9 protein-coding genes are annotated in these 7,495 nt (G+C 59.8%); 4 read left to right on the plus strand and 5 right to left on the minus strand.

Going from position 1 to position 7,495, the window contains the following annotated elements; translation table 11 throughout:
• Together ACM110_RS22295 and ACM110_RS22300 are read left to right on the plus strand one after the other, a co-directional pair.
• A complete protein-coding gene (locus ACM110_RS22295) occupies positions 1 to 198 on the plus strand; it encodes a heavy-metal-associated domain-containing protein (protein ID WP_416129473.1) in 198 nt (65 codons plus the stop codon).
• A 93-nt stretch (positions 199 to 291) separates the two neighbouring features.
• Positions 292 to 1,488: a multidrug effflux MFS transporter gene (locus tag ACM110_RS22300; protein WP_416129474.1), complete on the plus strand. Its 1,197-nt coding sequence runs from the start codon at positions 292 to 294 to the stop codon at positions 1,486 to 1,488.
• 7 nt (positions 1,489 to 1,495) lie between these two features.
• Here ACM110_RS22300 and ACM110_RS22305 read toward each other — a convergent pair whose 3' ends face one another.
• The 3 genes from ACM110_RS22305 to ACM110_RS22315 all read right to left on the minus strand — a co-directional run bounded on the left by ACM110_RS22305 (position 1,496) and on the right by ACM110_RS22315 (position 3,197).
• A complete protein-coding gene (locus tag ACM110_RS22305) occupies positions 1,496 to 1,669 on the minus strand; it encodes a hypothetical protein (RefSeq protein WP_416129475.1) in 174 nt (57 codons plus the stop codon).
• Positions 1,670 to 1,853: 184 nt separating this feature from the next.
• Positions 1,854 to 2,867, minus strand: coding sequence for a zinc-binding alcohol dehydrogenase family protein (locus ACM110_RS22310; protein ID WP_416129476.1), 1,014 nt, complete (start codon positions 2,865 to 2,867; stop codon positions 1,854 to 1,856).
• Positions 2,868 to 2,903: 36 nt separating this feature from the next.
• Positions 2,904 to 3,197: a putative quinol monooxygenase gene (locus tag ACM110_RS22315; RefSeq protein WP_416129477.1), complete on the minus strand. Its 294-nt coding sequence runs from the start codon at positions 3,195 to 3,197 to the stop codon at positions 2,904 to 2,906.
• A gap of 117 nt (positions 3,198 to 3,314) precedes the next feature.
• On the opposite strand from ACM110_RS22315, the gene ACM110_RS22320 reads away from it, so the two are divergent.
• Together ACM110_RS22320 and ACM110_RS22325 are read left to right on the plus strand one after the other, a co-directional pair.
• Complete coding sequence (locus ACM110_RS22320; protein WP_416129478.1) at positions 3,315 to 4,244, plus strand: LysR family transcriptional regulator; 930 nt, start codon at positions 3,315 to 3,317, stop codon at positions 4,242 to 4,244.
• A 314-nt stretch (positions 4,245 to 4,558) separates the two neighbouring features.
• Positions 4,559 to 5,293 (plus strand): ArsR/SmtB family transcription factor, encoded by a 735-nt coding sequence (locus ACM110_RS22325; protein ID WP_416129479.1) that lies wholly within the window; start codon positions 4,559 to 4,561, stop codon positions 5,291 to 5,293.
• Between the two features lie 116 nt (positions 5,294 to 5,409).
• Here ACM110_RS22325 and ACM110_RS22330 read toward each other — a convergent pair whose 3' ends face one another.
• Both ACM110_RS22330 and ACM110_RS22335 read right to left on the minus strand, forming a co-directional pair.
• A complete protein-coding gene (locus ACM110_RS22330) occupies positions 5,410 to 6,363 on the minus strand; it encodes an adenosine deaminase (protein WP_416129480.1) in 954 nt (317 codons plus the stop codon).
• 82 nt (positions 6,364 to 6,445) lie between these two features.
• Entirely contained in the window at positions 6,446 to 7,411 is a 966-nt protein-coding gene (locus tag ACM110_RS22335; protein ID WP_416129481.1) for a 2-oxoglutarate and iron-dependent oxygenase domain-containing protein, read from the minus strand.
• Positions 7,412 to 7,495: the final 84 nt, after the last annotated feature.

Consider the following 7,495-nt stretch of genomic DNA (forward strand, 5'->3'; position numbering starts at 1 on the left):
ATGCAAGTGTTCAATGTTGAAGGTATGTCCTGCGGTCACTGCGTCAGGGCCATCACTCAGGCTGTTCAGGCTCAGGACCCGGCAGCCAGCGTGCGCGTCGATCTGGCGGCGAAAGAGGTCGGTGTCGAAAGCGCGCTCACCGCGCAGCAGGTGATCGACGCGATCAGTGAAGAAGGCTACAGCATCAAATTAGCCTGATCTTTTTAATAGTTAGCGAGCTATCGGAATGTTCAAGGCGTCCATGCGCGGCTAGACTGTCGGGCTGCCGACCTCTGCCTCACTGGATGCCTGATGAACTTCCGCACAATTCTGATTCTTGGCGCCTTGAGCGCATTCGGTCCGCTGGCGATCGATTTCTACCTGCCCGCGTTCCCGGCCATGGCGCTTGCCTTCGGCACTGACGAAAAACACGTTCAACTCACGCTGGCCGCGTATTTCCTCGGCTTGTCCATTGGCCAACTGGCTTACGGACCGGTAGCGGATCGTTTCGGGCGGCGCCTGCCATTGCTCATGGGCGTTGGCCTGTTCACCGCCGCTTCGCTGGCGTGCGCCTATGCGCCGAACCTGGAATGGCTGATCGGCGCACGCTTCGTCCAGGCACTGGGCGGTTGCGCAGGGATGGTGATCTCGCGGGCGGTGGTCAGTGATAAATGCGATGCAGTGGGCTCGGCAAAAGTCTTTTCGCAGCTGATGTTGGTGATGGGCCTGGCGCCGATCCTCGCGCCGATGCTCGGCGGTCTGTTGGTGAACACCACAGGTTGGCAGTCGATCTTTCTGGTGCTGACCGGTTTCAGCGCACTGGCCGGTTTAGCCGTCGCACTCGGATTGCCGGAAAGCATGCCCGCCCATCTGCCACGCCAACCGTTGTCAGGGGCGCTGAGACAATACGGTCGGTTGGTGAAGGAGCCGGTATACCTCGGCCATGCGCTGACCGGTGGTATCGCCATCGCCGGGATGTTTTCCTACATCGCGGGTTCGCCGTTCGTCATCATCAAGCTTTATGGCATCCCGGCCGAGCATTTCGGCTGGTTCTTCGGTGCCAATGCGGCGGGCTTCATTCTGGTGGCGCAGGTCAACGCACGATTGCTGGCCAAGCGTGGGCCGGCATTCCTGTTGACGCGCGCCGTGTGGGTTTACCTGGGCGCCGGGCTGGCTTTGCTTGCCGTGAGTGCAATGCACACGGCACAACTGTGGCCGTTGTTGATTCCACTGTTCATCTGTATCGCCAGCCTCGGCTGCATCCTGCCCAACGCGTCAGCGTGCGCGATGAACGGCCAGGGTGCTCGCGCCGGCAGCGCTTCGGCGATGCTCGGTTGCCTGCAATTCAGCGTCGCCGCCGGTGCGGCCGCGCTGGTGGGTGTTTTGCACGATGGCAGCGCCATGCCGATGGCCATGGTCATCAGCCTGTGCGGAATTCTGGTGGTGAGCGTGGCGATGCTCACCCGGCGTTTGCAAAATGCCCGGGCACTGGCGCAAGCCCAGGTTTGAGAGCGATTCAGCCGGCAGCGCGCTGCGAGTGAAGGGCGGGGATTGGGTGAGGGGCTTGAATGCGTGCTTCAAGGGTGCGCATGAAATTTCGGGCTTCGGTTTCGCTGCGGAAGGTTACCGCATGCTGGTCCAGGCGGACCTGCCACTGGGATTTTGCCAATTCTTTTATCAGGATCTTCATAGCTGAACTCCTCTTGTAAAAGACGTCTAGTGAAAGATGTTTCGTAAAAGGGTGCCTCGCAGGAAATTCGATTGTAGACCTGAATACGATCGCTATTGTGACAAGGGTCAACTGTCGGACTGACGGTTTGTAACAAAAAACATCGCAGGCTCCGGGTCAGCCTGCGATGTTTTTTTTCGGGTGTTTAGAACCCTTCCAGCACAATCTTGCCCTTGGATTTGCCGCTTTCCAGCAGGGCATGAGCACGACGCAGATTCGCCGCATTGATGGTGCCGAAGTGTTCGCCAACCGTGGTTTTCAGTGTCCCGGCATCGATCAGCTGCGCCACGCGGTTGAGCAGGTTGTGTTGCTCGATCATGTCCGCAGTTTCGAACAGCGAGCGGGTGTACATGAACTCCCAATGCAGCGACAGGCTCTTGCGTTTGAGCTTGGTCACGTCGAGGGATTTCGGGTCATCGATCAGCGCCAGTTTGCCCTGTGGCGCCAGCGCCTCGACCAATTGATCCAGGTGATGGTCAGTCTGGGTCAGGCTGGCAACGTGGGTCACTTGATTGATGCCGGCGCGCTTGAGCTCTTCGCTCAGTGGCTGGCTGTGATCGATCACCTGATCGGCGCCCAACTCTTTCACCCAGCTCTGGGTTTGCGGACGCGAAGCGGTGCCGATCACCTTCAGACCGGTGAGCTGTTTGGCCAATTGCGTCAGGATCGAGCCGACACCGCCGGCTGCACCGACGATCAGAAGGCTCTGGCCTTCGTCGGTTTTACCTTCGCGCACTTGCAGGCGTTCGAAGAGCAATTCCCATGCGGTGATCGCCGTCAGGGGCAGGGCGGCGGCTTCAGCGAAACCCAGGGTTTTCGGCATATGGCCGACGATCCGCTCATCCACCACATGCAGTTCGCTGTTGCCGCCAGCGCGGGCAATGGAGCCGGCGTAGAACACTTTGTCCCCAGCCTTGAACAAGGTCACTTCACTGCCGACGGCTTTGACCACACCGGCCACGTCCCAGCCCAGCACTTTGGCGGCGCCACCTTCAGGCTGGACGTTCTGACGGACCTTGGTGTCCACCGGGTTGACCGAAATGGCTTTGACCTCCACCAACAGGTCGCGCGGCCCGGCGAACGGCTCCGGCAGTTCGATGTCTTGCAGGGATTTTTCGTCGCTGATCGGCAGGGACGCGTAATAGGCAATGGCTTTCATCAATAACTCCGCGAATTAACTGGATAGAAGAACAAATCAGGCGAGGGTGCGCAGGCGCTTGAGTTCGAAATGTTCGAGGAAGTCAGGGGCCTTGGCGCGGAAGTTCTGGATATGCGCACTGTCGTCGTGGGCTTGCAGGGCTTCGTCGCTGCTCCAGTGTTCGATCATGTAGAAGGCCAGCGGATTGGCCTGATCCTGATGCAGGTCGTATTGCCCGCAACCGGCTTCGGCGCGGGTCGGTTCCACCAGCGCCCGCAGGTGTTGTTCAAGGGCATCCTGCTGGCCGGGTTTGGCGATGAGGGTGGCAATAGCGGTAAAAGGCTGGGACATCGGCGACTCCGGGAACGGGCTGAATTCGATGGGCAGATGATTGGCTATTTCTCCTGAAGATAAAAGCCGCTAAAAGAGCAGTCTCTTTCAATATTTTTTTGATAATCGGGGCTTCAAATGCTGCGTTTCGATGACTTGCAGTTGTTCGTTCGGGCGGCGGACCTCGGCAGCCTGTCGGCGGCTGCGCGGGGCATGGACATGTCGGCGGCGGTGGCCAGCGCGGCGTTGAAGCGCATCGAACAGCAACTCGGTGTCCGCTTGCTCGCCCGCTCGACCCGCAGCTTGCGCCTGACCGCCGAAGGTGAAGGCTTTCTCGAATATGCCCGCGCGGCCCTGAGCAACCTCGACGAAGGTCGGCGTTTGTTGGCCAGTGGCCAGGATCAGGTCAGCGGTGTGTTGCAACTGTCGGCGCCATCGGACTTCGGTCGCAACCTGCTGCTGCCGTGGCTGGACGAGTTTCAGCGCGAACATCCGAAACTCACCGTGCGTTTATTGCTGGGTGACCGCATCGCCGATCTGTTCCGCCAACCGGTGGACATTGCCCTGCGCTACGGCGAGCCGGAAGACTCCAGCCTGGTGGCACTGCCCATCGCCCCGCAAAACCGCCGCGTACTGTGTGCCGCGCCGAGTTATCTGGCCCGACATGGCGAGCCACGGCAACTGGAGCAGTTGGCTCAGCACAATTGCTTGCTGTTCATGCTCGGCAGCCGGGTCCACGACCACTGGAGTTTTCACGATGGCAAACGCGAGGTCGGCCTGACCGTCAGCGGTGACCGTTTCAGTGACGATGCCGATGTCGTGCGCCTGTGGGCGGTGGCAGGAGCCGGGATTGCCTACAAATCGTGGCTCGATGTGGCCGCCGATGTGCTCGCCGGTCGCTTGAAGGTACTGATGCCGGAGCTGCTCTGTGAGCGTGCACCGCTGAATCTGTTGTGCGCCCATCGCGCACAATTGAGTAAGCCGGTGAACCTGTTGCGGGAAATGCTTGCCAGTCGTTGCGCCCGGTTGAGCAGTCATTTTCCGGGGTTCTCGGGAATCGATCATTAGTCGCAGGCAAAAAGCGAAATTTCCCTCAGGAACTATCACCTTCACCGGTTTGCGGAGGGCAGGAACCTGCGCTCAACCCGCCTATACTAGCGCTCGCCTCATGTACGCAGCGTTCATCGCAATAGTGCAGCCATGCTCGATTCGGCTGTGCCCCATGCCCCATCACCAGACCTCTGCAACCGGTGCCCGGTGATGGTGGGTATGAGCGAAGGTGTTGCCTGGTTTGTGGCGGTTTCCACGTCTTGGCCGACGGCACAATACTGGTCAAGATGTCTCCGAGCAGTAGACGAAACGATTCAACAGGGAGTGAATTCATGGAACATGCACCTTGCATCAGCCAGATAGCCACCTTACTGGCTGACCCAAAGCGCAGCACAATGATGTGGGCCTTGATGGACGGCTCGGCGCGCCAAGCCGAAGAACTGGCCCTGTTGGCCGGGCTGTCACCGTCTTCGGCCAATGCCCACCTGGGGCGCTTGTCTGCCGGAGGTCTGTTGAAAGTCGAAACCCGCGCACGCAAACGCTTCTTCCGTCTGGCTGCCCCCGAAATCGGTGCCGCGATCGAAGCGTTGGCCAGTGCCACGCTGGCCAGCGCCCCCCAGGACATCCCGGATATTTTCAAACGCACCCCGCCCTTGGCGAAACCTCAGGCGCTGCGCTCGTCATTGTTGCGCGCGCGACTTTGCGACGACCATTTGGGTGGCACGCTGGCGGCGGATATGTACCAGCGCTTGCTGGATGCCGGCTGGATTGAGCAGTTTGATCAACGGATCACGATCACACTCAAGGGCTCCACCGAGTTGGCGGCGCGTGGTGTATTCATCCAGGCACTGGCCCATCGTAATGGCAAGTCTGCGTGTGCCTGTCCTGACTGGAGCGAAAGGCGCCCGCACATGGGCGGGGCGTTGGGAGCGGCGTTGTTGCAGCTGTTCATGCAATCGGGCTGGTTGAGCCTGCCCAACGATTCGCGTGCCTTGCAGGTCACCGCTGCCGGGCAGCGTGAAATCCACCGATTCGCCAGGGACACCGAGCTGGAGATGGCGCTTTAAGGGCCGAACACCAAACCTGTAGGAGCGAGCCTGCTCGCGATGGAGTGTCAGTTGACGCGTGCCCGACTGATACACCATCGCGAGCAAGCTCGGCTCCTACAATGCGATTTGCTTGTTTAAGGTTTCACCAACCGCGCATCCAGGCTGTTCTGCGCCAGGCGCTTGGCCTGATCCTGGGTCATGCCCAGATCGGTGTACAGCGCATGGAAGTTCTCGGTGACATAACCGCCGAAGTACGCCGGGTCATCGGAGTTCACGGTCACTTTCACGCCACGTTCGAGCATTTCGAGAATGTTGTGCTGCGACATGTGATCGAACACGCAAAGCTTGGTGTTGGACAGCGGGCACACGGTCAGCGGGATCTCCTCGTCGATGATCCGCTGCATCAGGCGCTCGTCTTCGATGGCGCGCACGCCATGGTCGATGCGCTGGATTTTCAGCAGGTCGAGGGCTTCCCAGATGTACTCGGGCGGGCCTTCTTCACCGGCGTGGGCGACGGTCAGGAAGCCTTCGTGGCGGGCGCGGTCGAACACGCGCTGGAACTTGCTCGGCGGGTGGCCCATCTCCGAACTGTCCAGACCGACGGCGACAAACGCATCGCGGAATGGCAGCGCCTGGTCGAGGGTTTTTTCCGCTTGTTCTTCGCTCAAGTGACGCAGGAAACTCAGGATCAAACCGCTGGTGATGCCCAGTTGCTGTTCACCGTCCTTCAGCGCTGCGGCGATGCCGTTGAGCACCACTTCAAACGGGATGCCACGGTCGGTGTGGGTCTGCGGATCGAAGAACGGTTCGGTGTGAATCACGTTCTGTGCTTTGCAGCGCAGCAGGTACGCCCAGGTCAGGTCGTAGAAATCCTGGGACGTACGCAGCACATCCGCGCCCTGGTAATACAGGTCGAGGAATTCTTGCAGGTTGTTGAAGGCGTAGGCCTTGCGCAGGGTTTCGACGTCGCTCCACGGCAGGTCGATCTTGTTGCGTTCGGCCAGGGCGAACAGCAACTCGGGTTCCAGCGAACCTTCAAGGTGCAGGTGCAGTTCTGCCTTGGGCAGGGCATTCAGCCAGTCGTACATAATTCTTTTCTCATCAGGTGCAATGGTCGCCATTCTACAGATGCTAGCCGCAACAATTGGTAAAACCTGACCAGCCGGTTCATTACACGGTTTCCTGTTCCCGTCGATAAGCGTAGGTATCGGCGAAGCGCGAGAGCAGGAATTCGGCGCAGGTGGTGGTCGGATATTTCGCCGGGTGCTGTGCATCCTGGCATCCGGGCAGACATTCTATGCGCGTGTCGGGGTGCGGTTCGGCGAAGAACGGCATCGAATAGCGATCCACCCCCAGCGGACTGATCACCCGGTGCGGCGTCGACAGATAACGGTCGTTGCTCCAGCGCGCCATCATGTCGCCGAGGTTGACCACGAAGGTGCCCTCGATCGGCGGCGCATCGATCCATTCGCCTTTTACGTTCCTGACTTGCAGGCCACCGGCGGCATCCTGGTAGAGCAAAGTGATGCAACCGTAATCGGTGTGCGCGCCGGCACCTTGTTGCTCGGCGGAACTGGCGGTGTGGCGCGGTGGGTAATGGATCATCCGCAATACGCTGACCGGCTCGCTGAAGCGCGAATCAAAAAAGTCGCGCTCGATGCCTAGCGCCAACGTCATTGCCCGCAGCAGTGTTTGCGCGAGTGCCTGCATGTCGACGTAGTGCTGCTCCATCAGCGCTTCCCATCCGGGCAGTGATGGATGACGGTTGGGGCCGCGCAAGGGTTTCTCTGCCAGCACGTCTGGATGCTCGGCCGGCAAGTGCAGACCCATGTCGAAGGTTTCTTTGAGGTCGCTGGGTTTGCTCGGGTCGAGTTGTTCGGTGGCGATGGCGCCGTAGCCGCGATGGTGGCGGGTCTGGGTGATGTCGATCTTGAGTTTTTCGTCGGCGGGTTGAGCAAAGAAACGCTTGGCGTTGTCGAGCACCGCGTCGATGCGCGCAGCGGAAATCGGGTGGCCCTTGATATAGAAGAAGCCCCATTCGCGGCAGGCGTGGTCGATTTCTTTTGCCACGGCGAGCCAGCCGGATTGGTCGTCGCTGTAGAGCGGGGCGATGTCGATGATGGGGAGGCTATTCATACTCAATCCTTGAAAGCGCTAGGATTCCCTGTAGGAGCTGCCGCAGGCTGCGATCTTTTGATCTTGATCTTCTGAAAACAAGAT

The organism is Pseudomonas sp. NFX98 (genome assembly GCF_047784845.1).
Taxonomy (GTDB): domain Bacteria; phylum Pseudomonadota; class Gammaproteobacteria; order Pseudomonadales; family Pseudomonadaceae; genus Aquipseudomonas.

What these genes read in the sequence shown, in the direction of transcription:
- ACM110_RS22300 (WP_416129474.1), top strand. Translation starts at nt 292, where the DNA reads ATGAACTTCCGCACAATTCTGATTCTTGGCGCCTTGAGCGCATTCGGT.
- ACM110_RS22330 (WP_416129480.1), bottom strand. Translation starts at nt 6,363, where the DNA reads ATGTACGACTGGCTGAATGCCCTGCCCAAGGCAGAACTGCACCTGCAC.
- ACM110_RS22295 (WP_416129473.1), top strand. Translation starts at nt 1, where the DNA reads ATGCAAGTGTTCAATGTTGAAGGTATGTCCTGCGGTCACTGCGTCAGG.
- ACM110_RS22325 (WP_416129479.1), top strand. Translation starts at nt 4,559, where the DNA reads ATGGAACATGCACCTTGCATCAGCCAGATAGCCACCTTACTGGCTGAC.
- ACM110_RS22335 (WP_416129481.1), bottom strand. Translation starts at nt 7,411, where the DNA reads ATGAATAGCCTCCCCATCATCGACATCGCCCCGCTCTACAGCGACGAC.
- ACM110_RS22315 (WP_416129477.1), bottom strand. Translation starts at nt 3,197, where the DNA reads ATGTCCCAGCCTTTTACCGCTATTGCCACCCTCATCGCCAAACCCGGC.
- ACM110_RS22310 (WP_416129476.1), bottom strand. Translation starts at nt 2,867, where the DNA reads ATGAAAGCCATTGCCTATTACGCGTCCCTGCCGATCAGCGACGAAAAA.
- ACM110_RS22320 (WP_416129478.1), top strand. Translation starts at nt 3,315, where the DNA reads ATGCTGCGTTTCGATGACTTGCAGTTGTTCGTTCGGGCGGCGGACCTC.
- ACM110_RS22305 (WP_416129475.1), bottom strand. Translation starts at nt 1,669, where the DNA reads ATGAAGATCCTGATAAAAGAATTGGCAAAATCCCAGTGGCAGGTCCGC.